The following is a 19954-nucleotide window of genomic DNA, read 5'->3' on the forward strand; positions in this document are numbered from 1 at the left end:
GTGGGGTTGGCGGTGCCCGCTCAGCCACGGCCCCGGTAGGGCGGCACGCCCTGATCGGGGATCCAGACGCCCTCGGGCAGGGGGCCGGTCTGCCAGAACACATCGATGGGGATGCCGCCGCGCGGGTACCAATAGCCGCCGATCCGCAGCCATTGCGGATCAAGGAAATCGGCCAAGCGGCGCGCGATGGAGACCGTGCAATCCTCATGGAAAGCGCCGTGATTGCGGAACGAGGTCAGGAAGAGTTTGAGCGATTTGGATTCCACCAGCCACGGGCCGGGCACATAGTCGATCACCAGATGCGCAAAGTCCGGCTGGCCGGTCATCGGACAGAGCGAGGTGAACTCGGGCGCGGTGAAACGCACGTTATAGGCCACATCGGCCTGCGGGTTCGGCACCCGCTCCAACTCGGCCTCTTCGGGGCTGGCGGGAATGCGGGTCTCACCGCCGAGTTGTTTGAGATTGCTGTAGATGTCTTCGGACATAGGTGTCTCCATCGGTCAGACGCCGCGCTTGTTGCCCCAGATCAGGACATGAAGCTGCGGCAGGATGCGGGGGGCGAACCAGTGATCGGTCATGGCAAGGTCGGTCAGCCAACCAAGACGGTCGGCCAGCGCCTGCGGGTCAACCGGCGTGGCGGGGTCGACCTCGGGATTGCCGGGCTGGAGGTAGAGCGGGATATCGGGGTGATGCGCATGCACTTCGCGGGCCCAGTGGTAGTCGATCTCATCGAAGATCACGATCTTCATCACCTGTTGGCGCGCCTGAGCGCCGAAGGCCCGGCAGGCGTCGAAGGCATCCCAATCGACAGTCTCACCGCTTGAGGGCGGTTTGGGAGAGAGCACCAGCGTATCAAGATCGGCAAACCATGGGCGCGCGATGGAGCCTTGGGTCTCGCAGGCGAAACGGTAGCCCGTGGCCTGCCCCATCCGGATCAGCGGGCCGAAATCCTGAATTGCCGGGTTGCCTCCGGAAAGGGAAACGGTCAGCGGTTGATCCTTGGAGAGTTTGCGGATCCGGCGCCAGATATCCTCGGTGGACATGGGGGCCCAGCTATGGCGGTATTGGCTGTCGACGGCGTGCAGGCTGTCGCACCAGCTACACCGATAGTCACAGCCGCCCGCGCGAACGAATACCGTCGGTTCCCCGATCAGCGCGCCTTCGCCCTGAATGGTGGGGCCGAAAATCTCGGCTATGCGCAGGCTCATGGCCGGTATTCCGCCCATGTCTTGGGGGTCTCGCTGACCAGCACGGCACTGGTCTCAGGCCAGCGTGCAGCGCACCAATCATAGAAGTGTTTTGCCATGTTCTCAGCGGTGGAGGGGCCATTCATGACATCGTTCAGATGCCGGTGATCAAAGTGATCGTCGATATAGATCTTGAGCGCCTTCAGGTCGTGATAATCGCGCACGAAGCCATCGGCATTCAGCGCCTCGGCGGCCAGTTCGACCACGACGATATAGTTGTGCCCATGCAGCCGCGCGCATTGGTGGTCGTCGGGCAGGTGGGTCAACTGGTGGCTGGCGGAGAAGTGGAATTCCTTGCGAATACGGAACATCAGCCTTCCCCTCGTGTGGCGAGTGCCGTGGTCCAATAGTCCGGGTCGGCATAAACCGTCGGGTCGGTGACCTCGGCCAAATGAAAGGCTTCGCGCCGCTCGACACAGGTGCCGCAGCGCCCGCAATGGACCGCGCCGCCTTTGTAGCAAGACCACGTCTCGGCGAAAGGCGTGGTATGGCGCGCGCCTTGGCGGACGATCTCGGCCTTGCTTTGCTCGACGAAGGGCGTGCGCAGGCGCACATTGGCATAGCCGTCGAGTGCGGCCTGCTGCATCGCGTCGAAGGCGCGGGTGAAGCCGGGGCGGCAGTCAGGATAAATGAAGTGGTCGCCACCATGCACGGCGGTCGCCACGGCCTCATCGCCTTGCGCTGCCGCGATGCCAAAGCCGATCGACAGCATGATCGCATTGCGGTTTGGCACGACGGTGATCTTCATCGTGTCTTCGGCGTAATGCCCATCGGGCACGTCGATATCATCGGTCAGGGCGGAGCCTGACAGCGCAGCACCGATGCCGCGCATGTCGATCAGGTGGAACGGCACGCCAAGCCGTTTGGCGGCGGCTTCGGCGAAGTCGACCTCCTTGCGGTGGCGTTGACCATAGTCGAAAGAGACAAGCCGGGTGAGGTGATGCTCAGCGGCGGTGATATGCGCAAGCGACACGGAATCGAGTCCGCCTGAGCAGATGACAAGTGTTTTCATTCTGGGGCCCTTGTTTTGATGTCCGGGTAGGCTGCGACCGGATGGCGGGGCTTATTTCAGAATTTTCAGAGATTGCAAGGCTTCCGGGCAGCGGCGCCGGGTCGCAGGCATAAGGGCAGGAGGGTCGCTGTCGGAGCCCGTTAAAATAAGGGATTTGGCCTTAACGATTAAACCTAAGTTAACTTTAGCCAGGTCCGAATCCGCGCTAAGGTGAGGATATGTTGAAAAGCAGCCAAAGCGTCACGCTTGACGCCAGCCATTATGAATTGATCGAGGCGATGACCGACGAAGTGGTCATCCTTGACGCCACCGGCGAGATTGTCGCGGTAAATATGGCGTGGAAGATCTTTTGCGAAGAGAACGGCGGGGACGCCGGGTCGCATTATGTCGGGGCCAATTACTTTGACATCTGCAAAGCGGCGGTGATGGATTCCGTGGTGCAGGCGGAAACCGTTCTGGACGGGCTGCGACAGGCATTGAGAACCGGTGCCGCCTTTGAGGGGGAATACCCCTGTGATGGGCCGGGCGTGCGGCGCTGGTTTCAGCTGAACGCCAACCGCATGACAATCCAAGGCGCGCCCTGTCTGCTTTTGCAGCACCGCAATGTCACCACGCGCCGCATGGCCCATGACGATATCGAGCGTGCCCATGTGCGTGCTGAAACCTTTGCCGCCCTCGTCGCCACCACGGGTGAAGCGATCCTGACCTATGATATGGATGGCCGTATCATCAGCTGGAACCCCGCCGCCGAGCGGCTTTATGGTTATACCGAAGAGGAGGCATTGGGCCGGTCGGTCGAGCTTTTGTATCCGCTGGATTGGCCGACACGGGTGCTTGAATATCGCGATCAGATTATGGCGGGTAAGTTGCGCCAGTTCGATGCGGTGCGGGTCGCCAAGGACGGCACCGAGCGGCATGTCACAATCGCCTGCACGCCCATCCGGACGCTGTCGGGGGATATCGTTTCAATCTCGAATATCCACCACGATGTGACCGCGACGCGCAAAGCCGAAGAGGTGCGCGATCTCGTCTCGCGCGAGGTCATCCACCGCGCCAAGAACATGCTGTCTTTGGTGACTGCGATGCAGCGTCAAACGGCGAGTTCGGCCGCCTCGCTGGCGGAGTTCAACAAATCCTTCGGGGACCGTATTCAGGCGCTGGCCCGTTCAACCGATTTGCTGGTTGATGGTGGATGGTCCTCTGTGGACCTTGCACAACTGGTCCGGGCGCAATTGGACCCCTTCTTGCATTTGCAAGGCAAGGGGGTGGATGTGGCAGGCCCCACCGTCGCATTGGGGCCGCAGGCTTTGCAATTGATCGGCATGGCGCTGCATGAACTGGCGACGAATTCCACCAAATACGGTGTGATGAGCGGCGGGCGCGGCGATATCCGGTGCCATTGGTCGCACACCGAAAAGGGCGGTCTGCGTTTCCAGTGGGTCGAGACCGGCATCACATTTGATTCTTCCGCCAAAAAAGCGTCTGGCTTTGGCAGCAAGGTGCTTTCCGTATTGGCCCCCGCCATGGTCAATGGCTCGGCGGATACGGTGACCAGTGAAGACGCGCTGACTTGGACCGTGACGATCCCCGCCGCGCATCTTGTCAAGGTGACCTGAAGGTCACGAAACCTTGCTCCTCGGGGGATGTATGCCCGCAAGGGCCGTTCCCGGTGGCGCAAAATGGCGCTTTTGCGGAACTCTCCTGCGCTGGAAACTTGTTCCTTCCCCAGACACGTCGTTTGGAAAAGCAATAGGAGGCTAGGATGGCCGAAGGACAGGACAAGACCGCAAAGCTTTACCGCATGGTGATGGAGCAGCACCTCTGTCCCTTTGGGTTGAAGTCTAAAGACCTGCTGGAGCGGCAGGGCTATCACGTCGAAGATCACCACCTTACCACGCGCGAAGAGACCGACGCCTTCATGGCAAAAGAGGGTGTGGAAACCACGCCGCAGACCTTTATCGATGGTGAGCGGATAGGCGGCTACGACGATCTGCGTGTGCATTTCGGTCTGGACAAGCCCAAGGAAGAACAGTCGGACACCAGCTATCAGCCCGTCATCGCCATTTTCGGCGTGGCCTTCCTGATGGCACTGGGCCTTTCTTGGTACGCCTTCGACAGCATCTTCACCCTGCGGGCATTTGAATGGTTCATCTCGATCTCGATGTGTTTCCTCGCCGTACAAAAATTGCAGGACATCGAGAGCTTTTCCACGATGTTCCTGAACTACGACCTGCTGGCGCAGCGTTGGGTGCCCTATGGCAAGGTCTACCCCTTTGGCGAGGCGCTGGCCGGTATCCTGATGACAGCCGGCGCGCTGACATGGCTGTCGGCCCCCGTCGCGATTGTCATCGGCGCGATCGGCGCGGTGTCGGTGATCAAGGCGGTCTATGTCGACAAGCGCGAGCTGAAATGCGCCTGTGTGGGTGGCTCAAGCAATGTGCCGCTTGGGTTCGTCTCGCTCACCGAGAACGTTATGATGCTGGGCATGGGGATTTGGATGTTAATCAAGGTCTACGGCTAAGCGGAACGGGGCGCGCCGAGGTTTGGGCGTAGGCTGGTATCAGGGGGATATCTGGTCGGGCTGAGAGGATTCGAACCTCCGACCCCCTGCTCCCGAAGCAGGTGCGCTACCAGGCTGCGCTACAGCCCGACCGATGTGCAGCGCATAGCGCAGCGTGGCGTAATTGGCAATTGGTCAGTTGTAGGGATTTTGCGGTGCGGATGGGGAGATCGGGCGCAGTTGGGGGCGCTGCCCCCGCAGCCTTTGGCTGCTCCCCCGCGGGTATTTGAGAAAGAATGAAGGGGGAAGCGGCGGGGCGTGAACCCCGCCGCGGTTCTTTAGAGGCTCGCGTCGAGCGCTTTGAGGATCGCGTTACCCATTTCTTCGGTCGTGATGGGAGTGCCGCCTTCGGGGCCCATCAGATCGGGGGTGCGGGCGCCGTCGGCCAGTGCCTGTTCGACGGCTTTTTCCAGGCGCGCGGCTTCTTCGCCTTGGTCGAAGGAATAGCGCAGCGCCATGGCGAAGCTGAGGATGCAGGCGATCGGGTTGGCTTTGCCTTGGCCCGCGATGTCGGGCGCGGAGCCGTGGACGGGCTCGTAGAGGGCTTTGGGCCGGCCATCGGCATTGGGCGCGCCGAGGCTGGCGGAGGGCAGCATGCCGAGGCTGCCCGTGAGCATGGCGGCGCAGTCGCTGAGGATGTCGCCGAAGAGGTTATCGGTGACGATGACGTCGAATTGTTTGGGGGCCCGGACCAGTTGCATGGCGCCGTTGTCGGCATACATGTGGCTAAGTTCGACATCGGGATATTCGGCGTCACGAACCCGTTGGGTGACTTCACGCCACAGGATGCCGCTTTCCATGACATTGGCTTTTTCCATGGAGCAGACTTTGTTGCCCCGGCGGCGGGCGAGTTCAAAGGCGGAGCGGGCGACGCGCTCAATCTCGCTTTCGGTGTAGCGCTGCGTATTGATGCCGACGCGCTCGTTGCCTTCCTCGAAGATGCCGCGCGGTTCGCCGAAGTAGACGCCGGAGGTCAGTTCGCGCACGATCATGATGTCGAGGCCCGCGACGATGTCTTTCTTGAGCGAGGAGAAATCGGCCAGCGCGTCAAAGCATTGTGCCGGGCGCAGGTTGGAGAAGAGGTCCATTTCCTTGCGCAGGCGCAAAAGGCCGCGTTCGGGTTTGACCGAGAAGTCGAGGTCGTCGTATTTCGGGCCGCCGACGGCGCCCAGAAGCACCGCGTCGACTTCGAGGGCGCGGGCCATCGTGTCGTCGTGCAGGGGCGTGCCGTGTTTGTCATAGGCCGCACCGCCGACCAGATCATGCTCTACGTCGAAGGCCAGATCGCGCTTTTCGCCGAACCAATCGATGATGCGCGTGACCTGCGCCATAACCTCGGGACCGATGCCGTCGCCGGGGAGGATGAGCAAGGATGGGTTGGCCATGGGAAACTCCTGAAAATACGGTTGGAGATTGGGTAGCCTGCGGGTTCCGGAGGGTCAAGATAGCGGCGCGTCAGCGGGTGAGGTCGACCCAGACCAGTGCATGGCGGCTGGCGTCTTCCCCCTCGGGCCAAATGAGGCCAGCGTCGAGCACCTGCCAGTCGCGGGAGGGCAGGATGTAGTCGACGCGCATCGGGCCGGTTTGCGACCAGTCGACTGTAGATTGGTCGGGCAGCGGATCTTGCAAGGTGGGGTGAGCGAGCAGCCTGGCGATGGCGTCACCGCGTCCTTCACCGCGCGTAGGATCAAGGTTGGCATCGCCGAGGAGGATGAAAGCATCTTGGGGCGGGGTGCCGATCACTCCGGCAAGGTGGTGAGACCAGAAGGCTGTTTCATCGTGGTTGCGGCGGCCGTTGCGGTCTTCGGGGCCGTCGAAAACGGGTGGGGTGGCGTGGTAGGTCAGCAGGGTGACTGGGCCGTCGGGCAGCTGGACGGGCAGGGCCCAGTGGCTGTTGGACGACAGACGTTGCGTGGCGTGGGCCTCGGCTCCGGCGAAGGGCTTGCCGTCGATCATCGGGTAGAGCGAGCCGGGGAGGTCGCGCCAAATGAGGGTGCTGAAGTCCTGTAGGTCTTCTGTCAGGATCGGGTGGCGTGAGAGGAGCGCCATGGCGCCTTGGCCAAAGAAACGGCCATAGCCTTGGGCGTCGCGCGGGCCACCGAGCTTGCCGTCACCGTTCAGATCTACATCGCTTTGGCGGCCTGCGTTGGGGGGTGCGGCAAAGCGGTGGGGGTAGGGCGCGCCTGCGGCGGTGAGGGCATCGGCGAGGGCATTAAGGGCGCTGCGTTCGAGATCGTAGTCAATGCCTTGGAGGGCGATGATATCGGGATCGGCGGCGGCGATGGTCTGCACCACCGAAGCGATGCTTGGGTCATCGCCGCGCAGGATGTCGCGCAGCAGAATGCCCGGCCCTTTGCGTGACAATTCGGTGTTGAAGGTGGCGATGCGCAGCGGCTCGGCCTGTGCGAAACCAGTCAGCAGGAAAAACGCCAGCAGCAGTCTGATCAGGCGGCCTGCATATGCGCTTCGGCGTAGGCGCGGCGGCGTTTGTCGTGGATCATCTCGGCCACGCGCCCCATGGCGATGCCCCGCATAATCATACTGGCCGGAAGGAATGCCCATGCGCTTATTGTCCAGATCATGGTTTGCGGATTGCTGAGTGAGATCGGATCTAGCAGATCGGCAGTGGCTTTGACCACTGCGGGGATGATGAAGGGCAACAAGAACCCAAGCGCGATGTTGATCCGTGCATCGCGTTGCAGACGGTAAAGCACGTCGCCCCCGGCGGTCGGATCAAAGAGCGGCAGATTCACCCAGACGTTAAAGGCGCCTTGGCGGGCGGGCCAGCCCATGACCCGCACCAGCACCACGAAGGTCGCCAATGCGATGAGCGAAACGAGGTAGGCCAGCCCCGCTGCCGTGCGGATCAAATTGACCGCCTCATAGGGGGCATCGGCGGGCATCATCAGCACGACCAGCCGCACCGGAGAATAAGGGAAATCGAGCGCGTTGCCCAAGATCACGCCGAGCGAGGTCAGTGCGCCTGTCAGCAGGGTGGGGGCCGCTTGGCCCCGTGCGATCAGTGACAGAACGACGATGGTGAACAGCAGGCTGATGAAGCGCAGCCGATTGAAGGGTGGCGCATCGCGAAATTCGACGATGCTCGGTTGGCGCGAGTTGTATTCCATGAAGGTCAAAATCGACGCGATACAGGCGAGGAGCAGGGTGATCTGGCTCGATTCCGCATCGGCGCCCGGCAAAAGGAGCGCAGGTGTGGCTATCAATAGCGCCACCAATAGGCCACGCGTCGCCGCGCCTGTCATTCGTCCGATCACTGCTCTGCCCTTCCAAACTGGCCAGACGCGATACATTGCCGCGTGCTTGTTCCAACTTGATGGCCCCGGTTGCTGGGGCTCGCCTCATTATTGTCCAATTTTTGCCTTCTTTCCGCGCGCGCCTCAAGGCTCCGCGTGGAGAAGAGCAGGGTTATGGGGTATTTTGAGGGAAAGGGTGGTGCGTTCTTGCATCAATTTCGTGGCAGGTTGATGGCAGGCCGCAACATCTTGTGGGCGCTGGATTTACGCCCACAAGTTGAGTTTAGAAATGGCCCTTAGACCCAAGGACGGCTCTGGTTGAGCGAATCCTCATAGGTGTCGATCGCCGTGCCCTTTTCAAGCGTCAGGCCGATGTCGTCCAGACCGTTGAGCAGGCAGTGCTTTTTGAAGGCATCGACTTCGAAGGGGAACTTCTCACCGTCCGAAGTGGTGACAGTCTGGCCTTCCAAATCAATGGTCATCCGCGCGTTGGAGCCCTTCTCGGCGTCCTTCATCAGCACGTCGACTTGCTCTTGCGGGAGAACGATCGGCAGGATGCCGTTCTTGAAGCAGTTGTTGTGAAAGATGTCCGCAAAGCTGGGCGCGATGACGCAGCGGATGCCGAAATCCTTGATCGCCCAGGGCGCATGCTCGCGCGAGGAGCCGCAGCCGAAGTTGTCGCCTGCGACAAGGATTTGCGCGTCGCGGTATTGTGGTTGGTTCAGCACGAAATCGGGGATTTCGTTGCCTTCGCGGTCATAGCGCATTTCGTCGAACAGGTTCACGCCAAGGCCCGAGCGTTTGATCGTTTTGAGAAAGACCTTGGGGATGATCATGTCGGTGTCGATGTTCACCAGCGGCATGGGAGCCGCGGTGCCGGTGATTTCTGTAAACTTTTCCATCGGGTTATCCTTCGGAGATTGCGGGAACCGCGCCGCTGACCGGCGCGTTCTAGGCAAATGGGGTATCAGGAGGGCATGGCATGTCGTACCAAACTGGCACGAAAGTGGAATGGGACTGGGGCAATGGCACCGGGACCGGCAAGATCGTCAAGAAATACACGCAGAAGATCACGCTGAAGCTGCAGGGCAGCGAGGTGACCCGCAAAGCGAGCGATGACGAACCGGCCTATAAGATCGAACAGGACGACGGCAGCGAAGTGCTGAAGTCTGGCAGCGAGTTGCGCAAGGCCGACTGAGCCCTGCGCAACGCGCCCGGTATCCACGCCCCGGTCGGTCACGCCAATTCGCGCACGTCGGTCAAATGACCGGTGAGAGCAGCCGCCGCGGCCATGCCGGGCGATACGAGATGCGTGCGCCCTTTATAGCCCTGACGCCCCTCGAAGTTGCGGTTCGATGTGGCCGCGCAGCGTTCGCCGGGGGCAAGCTGGTCGGGGTTCATCGCCAGACACATCGAACAGCCCGCAAGACGCCATTCGAAACCGGCCTCGCGGAAGATGTCCGCCAGACCTTCTTCTTCGGCCTGCGCACGCACGAGGCCTGAGCCGGGTACGACCATGGCCCGCAAACCGTCTTTGATCTTCTTGCCTTTCAGCACGGCGGCAGCGGCGCGCAGGTCTTCGATGCGGCCATTGGTGCAGGAGCCGATGAAGACGGTGTCGATCTGGATGTCGGTCAGTTTCTGGCCCGGTGTCAGGTCCATATACTCCAGCGCGCGTTTCACCGCGTCGACCTTGCCGCCTTTAAAATCCTCGGGCGCAGGAACGACCGAAGTGATCGGCAGCACGTCCTCGGGCGAGGTGCCCCACGTGACGACCGGCGCGATGTCTTCGCCTTTCAGCGTCACGACCTTGTCCCAATGGGCGTCTTCGTCAGAGAAGAGCGTTTTCCACCAGTCCATCGCCGCTTCCCATTGTGCGCCTTTCGGGGCGTGGGGGCGGCCTTTGCAATACTCAAAGGTCTTTTCGTCTGGCGCGATCAGCCCCGCGCGCGCGCCGCCCTCGATCGCCATGTTGCAGACGGTCATGCGGCCTTCCATCGACAGGTCGCGGATCGCTTCGCCGCAATATTCGATGACATAGCCGGTGCCGCCCGCGGTGCCGGTGGCGCCGATGACGGAAAGGGTGATGTCCTTGGCCGTGACGCCGGGGCGCAGCTTGCCGGTGATCTCGACCTTCATGTTCTTGCCCTTGCGCTGGATCAGCGTCTGGGTGGCGAGAACGTGCTCAACCTCCGATGTACCGATGCCATGGGCCAAAGCGCCGAAAGCGCCGTGGGTCGCGGTGTGGCTGTCGCCGCAGACGACGGTCATGCCGGGCAGGGTCCAGCCCTGCTCGGGGCCGACGATATGCACGATGCCTTGGCGCACATCCGAGACGGGGTAATAATGCACGCCGAACTCGCGCGCGTTTTTGTCGAGCGCGGAAACCTGAATGCGGCTGTCCTCGGTCATCGCCTCGGGGTCTTCGCGGCCTTCGGTGGTTGGCACGTTGTGATCCGGCACGGCGATGGTTTTGTCCGGCGCGCGCACGGTACGGCCCGACATGCGCAGCCCTTCAAAGGCCTGCGGGCTGGTCACTTCGTGGACGAGGTGACGGTCGATATAAAGCAAGCAGGTACCGTCATCGGCTTCGTGGACGACATGGGCGTCCCAGATTTTATCGTAAAGCGTCTTGGGGGACATGATGGTCCTCTCCCGTGGTTTGGAATGGCTATGGGTGTGGCTGAGAGGGCTGGCTTATAGTCGGGCCAGAACGCTATGCGTCGCGCCGAAAAAGCGTTCGCGCAGACGCGCACGGTCGCAAAGATCAAACACCAGTATCATGGGGCCTTGGATATAGACCCTGAGCGAGTCTCGCAAGGTGGCATCGTGGGGCGGTGTGCGGGGCCGGTCGCGCGGCGGTTCTTGCTCTGGCGAGGAGCCTGTGCAACCGTGATCTTCCTGAGTTGCAAAGGCCGTACATGATCCCTGAGTCCCACCCTTTCTCGAACTTCCTTCTATCGCTTCAGGCTTTGTTCGATGGGGTGCTCGGCTTTGGTGAGAGCGTCCTAAGCCCCGGTTGGCGGCAGAACCAGATTTTGATCTTGCTGGCCTTGGTTGCGCTGGCGTGGATCCTGCATCGGGTCACCGGCGTGATGCTGCAAAACTGGGTCCGCTCGCGCGAAGGGTGGTCCAAGTGGCAGTTGCGGGTGGTGGTGCAGGTCAAGCGGCGGCTGGGGCTGATGTGGTTCGCGCTGCTGGCGGGGCTGTTGTATCAGGTGATGCAGAACGTCACTTGGCCATCCCGGTCTTATCTTATCGGCTTGGCGGCGACATTGGCGGCGATCTATGTCGGCATCGCCTTTGCCGCGCGTCTGGTGCGCAACCGCCCCCTACGGCGCATGGTGACATGGGGGCTGTGGATCTATGCCACGCTCTACATGCTGAATGTCGCGGACGATGTGGCGGTGTTTCTGGATGACGTGGCGCTGACGATTGGGGAGTTCCGGCTGTCGGTATTGACCGTCCTGACGGCTTTGGTGGTGGTCGGCGCGTTGCTGACCATGGCGCGGCTTGCCAGCACGACAACCGCCGCGACGATCCGTAAAAACGAAGACATCAGCCCGTCGATGCAAGTGCTGGCGGTAAAGGGCGTGCAGATCCTGCTCTATGGTTTGGCGTTCTTTATCGGTGTGCGGGCCGTGGGGATTGATCTGACGGGGCTGGCGGTGCTCTCGGGTGCGATCGGTGTGGGCCTTGGTTTTGGTCTGCAAAAGGTCGTGTCGAACCTCGTCTCGGGCGTGATCATTCTGCTCGATAAGTCGATCAAACCGGGCGACGTGATCAGTCTGGGGGAGACCTTTGGCTGGATCCAGACACTGGGCGCGCGCTATGCCTCTGTGGTCACGCGGGACGGCAAAGAATACCTGATCCCGAACGAAGACCTGATCACCGGGCAGGTGGTGAACTGGTCTCATTCCAATGACTTTGTGCGCCTCGATATCTATTTCGGCACAGCCTATTCGGATGATCCGCATGTGGTGCGCAAACTGGCGGTCGATGCGGCCAAGGGCGTCGACCGGGTGTTAAGCTACAAGGCGCCCGTTTGCCATATCGTCGGGTTTGGCGATTCGTCGGTGGATTACATCCTGCGCTTCTGGATCAAGGATCCGACCGGCGGGCTGACCAACATTCGCGGCAATGTCTATCTGGCGCTTTGGGATGCGTTCAAGGAAAACGACATTTCCATCCCCTTCCCGCAGCGCGAGGTGAAAGTCATCGAAGACAGTCAATTGGCGCTCTCAAGGGTGGCGGCGGCGGAGAATTTGCCTGACTAGGCGGGGATTTGCGCCCCGGTTCACGCGGAGCGCATAGGGTCCATTGAAAAATCTGGCCTATATCGCTAAATTAGGGGGGCTCGGCACCGGGGCAAGCGTTCAGCATTGGCGGTGCATTACGAAGGAGGACAATGTCCTGTCTCTTAACGTTGACGCAGCGCAGGCTGCTGACCATGGGGCCGCAATGACTGCCGCCTCGCAAATCGCAACCAGCGACGACCTGCTGGCGCTTATCCTTTCCTCGCTGAATGACGACAAGGCCGAAGACATCGTGCAGATCGATCTGCGCGGCAAAACGGCCATCGGCGACTATATGGTGATCTGCTCGGGCCGCTCCACGCGGCAGGTTTCGGCGATCTCGGAAAAGCTGGCGCAGGCCGTCAAAGACGCCACCGGACGTACGTCCAAGATGGAAGGCCGCGAAACCGGCGACTGGGTCTTGATCGACACAGGCGACGTTGTTGTGCATGTCTTCCGCCCCGAAGTGCGTGAGTTCTACCAGCTCGAAAAGATGTGGCTGGGCGGCGAAGACGCGGCTGCGGTCATGCCGCACTGATCCTGCTTTTGCGGGACTAAGCCATGCGGGTACATCTCTGCGCCATGGGCCGGCTTCGCGCCGGTCCCGAAAAAACTCTTGTCGATGATTATCTCACCCGGTTCGACCGGACCGGGCGCGGTCTGGGCCTTGGTCCTGCGCGTGTGGTCGAGATGGAAGATAAGAAAAACGGCGGCATGGCTGCCGAGGCCGTTCTGCTGCGGCGCGCCATCCCCCAAGGGGCGGTGATCTGCGTGTTGGATGAGCGCGGCAAGGTCGAAACCTCCCCCGCTTTCGCCGAACGTCTTGGCACATGGCGTGATGCCGGGCGGGGCGATTTGGCCTTTGTCATCGGCGGGGCGGATGGCATTGATCCCAGTCTCCGCGCCGAGGCGGATCACGCGCTGTCCTTTGGCAAGATGGTCTGGCCGCATATGCTGGTGCGGGTCATGCTGGCCGAACAGCTATACCGCGCCGCCGCGATACTATCGGGCGGGCCTTATCACCGGGTCTGAGGCTTAGGGATCAAGGGGCGGGGTCAGGGCAGCGGGATCGTCACCAATTCCGGCGACCAGCCACTCACACTGTCGCGCGCCTGAATGCTCACCTCAGTCATCCCATCCGGGATGCGCACGCCCGACAGCGAACGGGTGAAAGGCTGCTCTTTGGTGTGCGGATGCGCCAGATTGCGCGTGCCCAAAGGCTCCCCCTCGGGGTCCAGAATGCGCCAAGCATCGGCATAGTGATCCCAACCGCTGTCGTTGTGGCGGATGGTAACGTCAAATTTCCACAGATCCCCCTGTCGATCGACCGTGACATTCAAAATGTCTGGCGGATCGGCCAAGGCCGGCATGGCAAGAGCCAATAGGATGAGAATGAGGCTGCGTTTGAACATGTGGCACCAATAAAACAACAAACTGAATATAGCGCATTTCGGATGGGTTCCAAGGTAAGCACAGCGCGGCTCCGCGCAATTCACCGTGAGGCTGCAAATTAGTGGTGCAATTGCACCAAGCGCGCGGCAGTCTGGTCAAACCTGTGGCATAGTCTTTATGCTGCGGGTAAGAGGAGGGACCGCGATGCAGATGCCAACACCGGATGCCGGGATCATTGCGCGCAAGGCGCGAGTCGTGGCGCGGCTGCGTGCGGCGCTGCCCCGCAATGCCGTGATTGACGACCCGCATGAGACCCGCGCCTATGAATGCGACGCGCTCACAGCCTATAAATGCCCCCCTTTGGCCGTGACCCTTCCGGCCAGCACCCAAGAAGTCTCCACCGTGCTGCGGATATGTCATGAGGAGGGCGTGCCTGTCGTGCCGCGCGGATCGGGCACCTCGCTCGCCGGTGGGGCGCTGCCCACAGCCGATAGTGTTGTGCTGGGGGTGGCCCGCATGGCCGAGGTGCTTGAGGTAGACTATGACAACCGGCTCATGCGGGTGCAGACCGGGCGCACCAATCTCAGCGTGACCGGCGCGGTAGAGGAGGATGGGTTCTTCTACGCGCCAGACCCTTCCAGCCAGTTGGCCTGCGCCATCGCGGGCAATATCGCGATGAATTCAGGCGGGGCGCATTGTCTGAAATACGGGGTCACCACGAACAACCTGCTGGGCGTCACGATGGTGATGATGGATGGCGACGTGGTTGAAATCGGCGGCGGCTATATGGATGCAGGCGGGCTGGACCTTCTGGGGCTGGTCTGCGGCTCCGAAGGACAGCTGGGCGTGGTGACCGAAGCCACCCTGCGCATCCTGCCCAAACCCGAAGGCGCGCGGCCCGTGCTGATGGGCTTTGACGATAACGCCGTGGCGGGGGCCTGTGTCAGCGACATCATCAAGGCGGGTGTGCTGCCGGTTGCGATCGAATTCATGGACCGCCCCTGTATCGAGGCGACGGAGGCTTTCGCCCATGCAGGCTACCCGATGTGCGAGGCGCTGCTGATCGTCGAGGTTGAAGGCTCCGACGCCGAGATTGATCACCAGCTTGCCCTGATCACCGAGATCGCCCGCCGCCACAACCCGGTGGAACTGCGCGAAAGCACCAGCGCCGAAGAAAGCGCGGCGATCTGGCTGGGGCGCAAATCGGCTTTTGGCGCGATGGGGCAGATCAACGACTACATGTGTCTGGATGGCACGATCCCGGTGAACGAACTGCCGATGGTGCTGCGACGCATTGGCGAGATGTCGGACAGCTATGGCCTTAAAGTCGGCAACGTCTTTCACGCAGGCGACGGCAATATGCACCCGCTGATCCTGTTTGACGCCAACAAACCAGGCGATTTGGAAAAATGCGAAGCCTTCGGCGCGGATATCCTGCGGCTTTGTGTCGAGGCGGGCGGCTGTCTGACCGGGGAGCATGGCGTGGGCATCGAAAAGCGCGATCTGATGCATGTGCAATATGCCCCGGCGGATCTTGAGGCGCAGTTGGCGGTGAAAGATGTGTTTGACCCGGCGTGGCTTTTGAACCCGGCCAAGGTCTTTCCGTTGGATGTCACGGAAGGGCGGCGTGGCAGCGGCGCATCGGTGGCTGCGTGACGGTAACCTCTGAGGCAGAATTGGTCGAGGCGATCCGCAGTGCGCAGGCGCCCTTGTCCCTGCGGGGCGGCAATACGCGCGGCATGGCCGGGCCGGGGGCGGACCTGTCGCTTGCCGGATTGCGGGGCATCAGCCTCTATGAGCCGGGCGCGCTGACGCTGGTGGCGCAGGCAGGCACGCCGGTCTCCGAGATTGAGACGACATTGGCCGCCGAAGGGCAGCGGCTGGCCTTTGAACCGATGGACCACCGCGCGCTTATGGGCTGCAGTGGCACGCCGACCATCGGCGGGGTCTTTGCGGCCAACGTTAGCGGCCCGCGGCGGCTTGCTGTGGGGGCCGCGCGGGATTTCCTGTTGGGCGTGCGTTTTGTCGATGGGCAGGGGAACGTTATTAAGAACGGGGGCCGGGTGATGAAGAACGTCACGGGCTATGATCTGGTCAAGCTGATGGCCGGGTCGCGCGGTTCCTTGGGGGCCGTGACCGAGGTGTCGCTAAAGGTGCTGCCCACCCCGGAAACCAGCGCAACGCTCGTGCTTTCGGGGCTGGACGACGCCGCTGCCATCGCCGCCATGGCGCTGGCCATGCGCAGCCCCTTTGAGGTTACCGGCGCGGCACATGATCCGGCGCAGGGGCGGTCGTTTCTGCGGTTGGAGGGGTTTGAGACCTCGGTCTCCTACCGGACGGGGCGGCTGAAGGATTTGCTGGCCGCAACGGGGGCCGAGCTTGAGGTGCTGGACGCAGAGCCCTCCGCGACCCTCTGGCGCGATTTGCGCGATGTTGCGACCTTTCATGGGGCGGCGGGGGATGTCTGGCGGGTGCACTGCCGCCCGACCGAGGCCCCCGCGCTGGCGGCAAAAGCCGGGGCCGAGGCACATCTTTATGACTGGGCCGGGGGGCTGATCTGGCTGCGCATGGCGCCCGGCACCGACCTGCGCGCGCGGTTGGGGCGGTATGACGGTCACGCGACCCTATTGCGGGCCGAAAGCGCGGCGCAGACTCTGCTGCCCCGGCAGGAACCCGAAGCGCCGGGCGTGGCGCGGTTGACGGCGGGGCTGAGGGCCAAGTTCGACCCGCGCGGCATCTTCAACGCCGAAGCCTTGGCGCTGACCCCATGACATTGATGCTGGTCTTTCTCATCGTTTTTCTGATCGGCCCGTTTCTGTTTAAGGCGTTGATCGCCGTGCCGCCTTCCCTGCGGGCCGTCCGCACCTTGGGGGCGATGGTCTTGGCCGCCTTTTTATTCGCCACCGGCCTGCGCTATGGACTGCTGCGCTATTGGAGCGACAGCCCGTGGTTGCTGGGGGTCATCGCCCTCACCCTCTGGGCCGCTTGGATCGGGGTGATCGCGCTGGTGGTCCAAGCACTGCGCCGCGCCGATCCGCGCCCCGCCATGCGCCGGTGGAGCGGGGTTTTGGGGGCCGTAGGCACGACGGTTCCTTGGTTCGGCCTTGTCCTCGCCAATCTGATGCGCAGCACATAGTAACGGAGCATCCATGCAAACCACCTTTACCCCCGAGCAATTGCAGGATCCTGACACGCAGCGCAGCAACGACATTCTGCGCGCCTGTGTGCACTGCGGTTTCTGCACGGCGACCTGCCCGACCTATCAGGTCTTGGGCGATGAGTTGGACAGCCCGCGCGGGCGTATTTACCTGATCAAGGACATGCTTGAGAATGACCGTGATCCTGACCCAAAGACGGTCCAGCACATCGACCGCTGCCTGTCCTGCCTTGCCTGTATGACGACCTGCCCCTCGGGCGTGCATTACATGCATCTGGTCGATCACGCCCGCAGCTATATCGAGGAACGGTATAAACGGCCCCTAGGCGAACGCGCGCTGCGCTGGATGCTGGCGCGGATCCTGCCCTATCCGACACGCTTTCGACTGGCGCTATTGGGGGCCAAGATCGGGCGGCCTTTCGCGCGGCTGATGCCCGACGCCCGGCTGCGCGCAATGCTTGAGATGGCGCCAAAAACGATCCCTCCGGTCAGCCGCAATGACGATCCGCAAAGCTTCCCGGCTCAGGGCAAACCGCTGCGGCGTGTGGCCCTGATGACCGGCTGCGCGCAAAAGGCCCTGAACACCGATATTAATGACGCCACGATCCGGTTGCTGACCCGCGCGGGCTGCGAAGTGGTGGTAGCCGAAGGCGCGGGCTGTTGCGGCGCGCTGACCCATCACATGGGCAGGACCGATGAAAGCCACGCCCATGCCGCCCGCAACATCCGCGCGTGGTGTGCTGAGATGGACGGCAAGGGGCTGGATGCCATCGTGATCAACACCTCGGGCTGCGGCACCACGGTCAAGGATTACGGCCATATGTTCCGCAATGACCCACTGGCAGAGGATGCCGCGCGGGTTTCGGCCTTGGCAAAGGATGTGACGGAGTTGCTCGCGGAGTTGGACCTGCCCTTTGTCGAACCGGCTGAGCAGGGCATGGTCGTCGCCTATCACGCGGCCTGTTCGCTGCAACATGGGCAACAGATCAAGGCCACGCCGAAGACGCTGCTAAAACAGGCGGGATTTACGGTGGTAGAACCGGCGGACAGTCACCTCTGCTGCGGCTCGGCGGGCACCTATAACCTGATGCAGCCCGAGATTTCGGCAAAGCTGAAAGAACGCAAGATCAAGACGCTAGAGGCGAAATCCCCAGACGTCATCGCGGCGGGCAACATCGGCTGCATGATGCAGATCGGATCGGGCACCGGGGTGCCTGTGGTGCATAGCGTCGAACTGCTGGATTGGGCCTGCGGTGGGCCAAAACCACCCGCGCTCAGCCGTGATCCCGATGCGCCCGCGCAGGTGCCGCGTTTGCGTTAAGCCTACGCCGTATTTTCGCCGCAACTCCCCTATATCCGCCAAAGTGGACATGGTTTTGAGGTGCATTTTGCGACAATTGTTGGCGGCTATTCTCGGCGTATTTACCTTCGCCACGGCGGCGCTGGCCCAAGACAGTGCGCTCAAGGCGCTTGACAACGGTGTGGACGCCGCCGCTTGGGAGGCCGTGGGCCGTCTCGACATCGGCGGCACCGGGTTTTGCACCGGCACGTTGATCGCTCCGCGTCTGGTGCTGACCGCCGCGCATTGCCTGTTTGACCGCGAAACCAAGGCCCGGATCGACCATGGCGAGGTGCAATTCCTTGCCGGTTGGCGCAATGGCCGCGCCGGTGCCTACCGCGATATCCGCCGCGCCGTGGTGCACCCCGACTACGTCTATGATGGTGAGGTCTCCTCGGGCCGGGTGCGCAACGATCTGGCGCTCTTGGAACTCTCCCGCCCCATCCGCAACACGACGATCCGGCCCTTTGGCACCGCCGCACGTCCGCGTCCCGGCGACAACGTGGGCGTGGTCAGCTATGCCCGCGACCGGGCCGAGGCGCCGTCCCTGCAAGAGGTCTGCAAGGTGCTGGCCCAGCAGGAAGGGGTTCTGGTGACCTCCTGCGCGGTCGATTTCGGCTCCAGCGGCGCGCCGATCTTTAGCATTGTCGCAGGTGAGGCGCATATCGTCTCAGTCGTTTCGGCCAAGGCCGAGGTCGAGGGCACGCAGGTATCCCTTGGCACCGCTCTGGGCGCGCCCTTGGCGTTGCTGCAAGCGGAACTGGTGGCGGGCAAAGGTGTGTTTCTGGATTCCAACCCGGCAGGCAAACGCATCCGGGTCGGAGAAGAGCGTGGCACCGGGGCGAAATTCATCCGCCCGTAAATCTGTGGCCCAAGACTTGAAAGCGCGCAGAACCCATCCCACATGAGCTTTGCCGAGGTGCCTCAATAGGGCTTCGGCACTTGAAAAACCGGGTCTGTCCAATGGTGGAAGGCCCGATATGTCAATCGCTCACTGATGAGGATGAACACATGCGTAGTTTTGATTTCGCACCCCTTTACCGCTCCAGCGTTGGTTTTGACCAGATCGCCAACATGATGGACCGGGTTCTGACAAATGATGGGGCCACCCCCAGCTATCCCCCGTATAATATCGAAAAGCTTGATAACGATGCCTACCGCATCTCGATCGCCGTGGCTGGTTTCTCCGACAGCGACCTGAGCGTCGAAGTCCGTGAGAAGGCGCTGATCGTTTCGGCCCGCAAGGCTGATGAGGATGAGGCCAAGTCCTACCTGCACCGTGGCATCGCCACCCGCGCCTTTGAACGCCGCTTCCATTTGGCGGACCACGTTCAGGTGATCGGCGCGGCCCATGCCAACGGCATGCTGCATATCGAGCTTGAGCGTCAGGTGCCTGAGGCCCTGAAACCACGCCAGATCGCCATCTCTTCCGAGGTGAAGTCGATCGACAAGGACGTGGTTGACGCCAAATCCGTGAACTAAGCCCGGTTCCATGCCGAGCTTTATGAAGGCCCGCTATCCAGCGGGCCTTTTTTTGTTGGCAACGGCGCTTGAGGGGGCCCCTTCGTGGGAGAATATCTGCCGAAGGTGGGGCGCGAAAACGGCGGCTTTCTGCTGCGCAGCAGGGCGGGGGAAACCATGCGAAAGCTGTCGGGTTGAGTGGGGGACCGGGCAGGCGTGCTCGGGCAACAGCGTGCA

The 19954-nt window shown here is 62.0% G+C and carries 22 protein-coding genes and 1 tRNA gene; 12 read left to right on the forward strand and 11 right to left on the reverse strand.

All coding sequences use genetic code 11. The annotated features are described in order from the left end of the window. Positions 1 to 20: 20 nt before the first annotated feature. Genes queF through queC form a run of 4 tightly spaced genes read right to left on the reverse strand, consistent with a single transcriptional unit; the run spans position 21 to position 2259 of the window. Positions 21 to 485 carry a preQ(1) synthase gene (gene queF, locus K3762_RS01490; protein WP_067624216.1) on the reverse strand — a complete coding sequence of 155 codons (465 nt, stop codon included), beginning with the start codon at positions 483 to 485 and terminating at the stop codon, positions 21 to 23. A gap of 15 nt (positions 486 to 500) precedes the next feature. Further along, positions 501 to 1208, reverse strand: coding sequence for a 7-carboxy-7-deazaguanine synthase QueE (queE, locus tag K3762_RS01495; protein WP_132444058.1), 708 nt, complete (start codon positions 1206 to 1208; stop codon positions 501 to 503). Continuing rightward, positions 1205 to 1558: a 6-carboxytetrahydropterin synthase QueD gene (gene queD, locus K3762_RS01500; protein WP_132444059.1), complete on the reverse strand. Its 354-nt coding sequence runs from the start codon at positions 1556 to 1558 to the stop codon at positions 1205 to 1207. The genes queE and queD overlap by 4 nt, the downstream gene beginning before the upstream one ends. After that, positions 1558 to 2259: a 7-cyano-7-deazaguanine synthase QueC gene (gene queC, locus K3762_RS01505; protein ID WP_120349931.1), complete on the reverse strand. Its 702-nt coding sequence runs from the start codon at positions 2257 to 2259 to the stop codon at positions 1558 to 1560. The genes queD and queC overlap by 1 nt, the downstream gene beginning before the upstream one ends. Before the next feature lie 218 nt (positions 2260 to 2477). Between queC and K3762_RS01510 the strand changes: the two genes are divergently transcribed. Both K3762_RS01510 and K3762_RS01515 read left to right on the forward strand, forming a co-directional pair. Beyond that, positions 2478 to 3875, forward strand: coding sequence for a sensor histidine kinase (locus K3762_RS01510; protein WP_132444060.1), 1398 nt, complete (start codon positions 2478 to 2480; stop codon positions 3873 to 3875). 146 nt (positions 3876 to 4021) lie between these two features. Further along, a complete protein-coding gene (locus K3762_RS01515; protein ID WP_132444061.1) occupies positions 4022 to 4780 on the forward strand; it encodes a MauE/DoxX family redox-associated membrane protein in 759 nt (252 codons plus the stop codon). A 52-nt stretch (positions 4781 to 4832) separates the two neighbouring features. On the opposite strand, the gene K3762_RS01520 is transcribed toward K3762_RS01515, so the two are convergent. From K3762_RS01520 to leuD, 5 genes are all read right to left on the reverse strand, one after another. Then, positions 4833 to 4909, reverse strand: a tRNA-Pro gene (locus tag K3762_RS01520). A 188-nt stretch (positions 4910 to 5097) separates the two neighbouring features. Next, a complete protein-coding gene (gene leuB, locus K3762_RS01525; protein WP_067939242.1) occupies positions 5098 to 6204 on the reverse strand; it encodes a 3-isopropylmalate dehydrogenase in 1107 nt (368 codons plus the stop codon). Between the two features lie 70 nt (positions 6205 to 6274). Next, positions 6275 to 7381, reverse strand: a complete 1107-nt coding sequence (locus K3762_RS01530) for an endonuclease/exonuclease/phosphatase family protein (protein WP_132444062.1) — start codon at positions 7379 to 7381, stop codon at positions 6275 to 6277. Then, complete coding sequence (locus K3762_RS01535; protein ID WP_120349935.1) at positions 7264 to 8094, reverse strand: hypothetical protein; 831 nt, start codon at positions 8092 to 8094, stop codon at positions 7264 to 7266. Before K3762_RS01535 ends, K3762_RS01530 begins: the two co-directional genes overlap by 118 nt. Before the next feature lie 275 nt (positions 8095 to 8369). Further along, on the reverse strand, positions 8370 to 8975 hold the full coding sequence (gene leuD / locus K3762_RS01540; protein WP_120349936.1) for a 3-isopropylmalate dehydratase small subunit: 606 nt from the start codon (positions 8973 to 8975) through the stop codon (positions 8370 to 8372). An 80-nt stretch (positions 8976 to 9055) separates the two neighbouring features. Between leuD and K3762_RS01545 the strand changes: the two genes are divergently transcribed. Further along, the gene (locus K3762_RS01545) at positions 9056 to 9271 is read left to right on the forward strand and encodes a DUF2945 domain-containing protein (RefSeq protein WP_067268510.1); all 216 of its coding nucleotides are present in this window, start codon (positions 9056 to 9058) and stop codon (positions 9269 to 9271) included. Positions 9272 to 9309: 38 nt separating this feature from the next. Here K3762_RS01545 and leuC read toward each other — a convergent pair whose 3' ends face one another. Further along, positions 9310 to 10716, reverse strand: coding sequence for a 3-isopropylmalate dehydratase large subunit (gene leuC, locus K3762_RS01550; protein ID WP_067940991.1), 1407 nt, complete (start codon positions 10714 to 10716; stop codon positions 9310 to 9312). 278 nt (positions 10717 to 10994) lie between these two features. On the opposite strand from leuC, the gene K3762_RS01555 reads away from it, so the two are divergent. From K3762_RS01555 to rlmH, 3 genes are all read left to right on the forward strand, one after another. Beyond that, entirely contained in the window at positions 10995 to 12350 is a 1356-nt protein-coding gene (locus K3762_RS01555) for a mechanosensitive ion channel family protein (RefSeq protein WP_120349938.1), read from the forward strand. Positions 12351 to 12534: 184 nt separating this feature from the next. Beyond that, the gene (rsfS, locus tag K3762_RS01560; protein ID WP_067631153.1) at positions 12535 to 12906 is read left to right on the forward strand and encodes a ribosome silencing factor; all 372 of its coding nucleotides are present in this window, start codon (positions 12535 to 12537) and stop codon (positions 12904 to 12906) included. Between the two features lie 23 nt (positions 12907 to 12929). Next, positions 12930 to 13400 (forward strand): 23S rRNA (pseudouridine(1915)-N(3))-methyltransferase RlmH, encoded by a 471-nt coding sequence (rlmH, locus tag K3762_RS01565; RefSeq protein WP_067940986.1) that lies wholly within the window; start codon positions 12930 to 12932, stop codon positions 13398 to 13400. A 23-nt stretch (positions 13401 to 13423) separates the two neighbouring features. On the opposite strand, the gene K3762_RS01570 is transcribed toward rlmH, so the two are convergent. Beyond that, positions 13424 to 13780 (reverse strand): hypothetical protein, encoded by a 357-nt coding sequence (locus tag K3762_RS01570; RefSeq protein WP_132444064.1) that lies wholly within the window; start codon positions 13778 to 13780, stop codon positions 13424 to 13426. Positions 13781 to 13964: 184 nt separating this feature from the next. Between K3762_RS01570 and K3762_RS01575 the strand changes: the two genes are divergently transcribed. The 6 genes from K3762_RS01575 to K3762_RS01600 all read left to right on the forward strand — a co-directional run bounded on the left by K3762_RS01575 (position 13965) and on the right by K3762_RS01600 (position 19738). Then, positions 13965 to 15416 carry an FAD-linked oxidase C-terminal domain-containing protein gene (locus K3762_RS01575; protein WP_132444065.1) on the forward strand — a complete coding sequence of 484 codons (1452 nt, stop codon included), beginning with the start codon at positions 13965 to 13967 and terminating at the stop codon, positions 15414 to 15416. After that, entirely contained in the window at positions 15413 to 16531 is a 1119-nt protein-coding gene (locus tag K3762_RS01580; RefSeq protein ID WP_132444066.1) for an FAD-binding protein, read from the forward strand. Before K3762_RS01575 ends, K3762_RS01580 begins: the two co-directional genes overlap by 4 nt. Next, positions 16528 to 16896 (forward strand): hypothetical protein, encoded by a 369-nt coding sequence (locus tag K3762_RS01585; RefSeq protein ID WP_132444067.1) that lies wholly within the window; start codon positions 16528 to 16530, stop codon positions 16894 to 16896. The genes K3762_RS01580 and K3762_RS01585 overlap by 4 nt, the downstream gene beginning before the upstream one ends. A gap of 13 nt (positions 16897 to 16909) precedes the next feature. Continuing rightward, positions 16910 to 18238 (forward strand): glycolate oxidase subunit GlcF, encoded by a 1329-nt coding sequence (gene glcF / locus K3762_RS01590; protein ID WP_132444068.1) that lies wholly within the window; start codon positions 16910 to 16912, stop codon positions 18236 to 18238. Positions 18239 to 18287: 49 nt separating this feature from the next. After that, positions 18288 to 19118, forward strand: coding sequence for a trypsin-like serine peptidase (locus K3762_RS01595; RefSeq protein ID WP_409202461.1), 831 nt, complete (start codon positions 18288 to 18290; stop codon positions 19116 to 19118). A gap of 149 nt (positions 19119 to 19267) precedes the next feature. Next, entirely contained in the window at positions 19268 to 19738 is a 471-nt protein-coding gene (locus K3762_RS01600) for an Hsp20 family protein (RefSeq protein WP_067631156.1), read from the forward strand. Positions 19739 to 19954 lie beyond the last annotated feature (216 nt).

Source organism: Sulfitobacter sp. W074, from assembly GCF_025142275.1.
GTDB classification, from domain to species: Bacteria; Pseudomonadota; Alphaproteobacteria; order Rhodobacterales; family Rhodobacteraceae; genus Sulfitobacter; species Sulfitobacter profundi.